This is a genomic window from Allobosea sp. 05T438 (assembly GCF_056396025.1).
In genome coordinates, this window is sequence record NZ_JBFTKQ010000051.1 from 1 (window position 1) to 1,093 (window position 1,093).

Annotated in this window: 1 protein-coding gene and 1 pseudogene; one reads left to right on the top strand and one right to left on the bottom strand. The window is 66.5% G+C overall.

What is annotated here, in order from left to right:
- Nucleotides 1-859, top strand: a pseudogene (locus AC1DIN_RS29855) (MFS transporter); the annotation flags it as partial.
- Here AC1DIN_RS29855 and AC1DIN_RS29860 read toward each other — a convergent pair.
- Nucleotides 841-1,093: hypothetical protein (locus AC1DIN_RS29860; protein WP_476812350.1), on the bottom strand; the 253-nt coding region annotated here is incomplete at its 5' end. The pseudogene AC1DIN_RS29855 and the gene AC1DIN_RS29860 sit on opposite strands and share 19 nt — an antisense overlap.

A 1,093-nucleotide genomic window follows, 5' to 3' on the forward strand; every position in this document is an offset into this window, starting at 1 on the left:
CGCCCTGGCCATGGCTCTTCGCCGTCAACTTACCGCTCGGCATCGTCGTACTGGCATCCGGCCCAGTTTTGGCGTCAACTGAGGGCGTGGCGCGGAAGCTCGACGGCAGGGCCATGATCGCGAGTGCCCTGATGTTCGTCCTGTTCTTCTTCGGCGCTGATCGGGTCGCCCAGTCTCCAGTGACAGGCGGACTGCTGATCGTCGCGTCGGTGGTTTGCCTCTTCACTTGCTGCGGATCGAGCGCCGGAGTGCGACCCCGCTCGTGCCCACCGATCTCTTCGGCGCGCCGGCCTTCCGGCTCTCCGTCGTCGCGTCGGTCTACTGCTTCACCGGGCAGATGCTAGGCCTTCTCGCTCTGCCCTTCTATCTCCAGCACAGGCTCGGCATGGCGACGACCCAGGCGGGGCTGTACATGATGCCGTGGCCCGCGGCGGTGGCTCTSATCGCGCCGGTTTCCGGATGGCTCGCCAATCGCGTGAAGACGGCCTGCCTCTGCACCGCTGGCGGCGCCCTGCTGGCCGTCGGACTCGCAAGTGTCGGCCTGTTGCGGGCCGGTCCCTACGGAGCRAGCTTCATCATTGGCACGGTGATCGCTGGCCTYGGCTTCGGCCTTTTCCAGMCCCCCAACAACCGCGTCCTACTCCTATCGGCGCCCAAAGCACGCAGCGGCGCTGCCGGTGCCATGCAGGGCACTGCGCGGCTGACCGGCCAGACCTTCGGCGCCATCGTGATGGCTATCGTATTCGACGTCGTCCCGCTCTCCTCGGCGCCGGAGGTTGCGTTGGTGCTGGCCGCTGCATTCGCCGGCCTTGCCGCGGKCGTCAGYCTCGCGCGCGTACYTCACGAGATGGCCGGTTGATACAGGACAGGTTGCGTCGCCCAGCCARCCTCGTCGAGCGTTCCGAGGTACTCACGCACCGAGCGACGGATCCGGGCGAGATCGTCCAAGTCGACCGTATCGGAAGCTTTCGCCGAGTGCTGGTTGTTCGCGCGGCCCTGATCAACCGCCATCGACGGCGAGGCATTCTCTGTTGGCAAGCCCTTCCGCGAGGCAATGCCAAACTGGCGACTCGAACAGCTCCCCAGGTTCGCC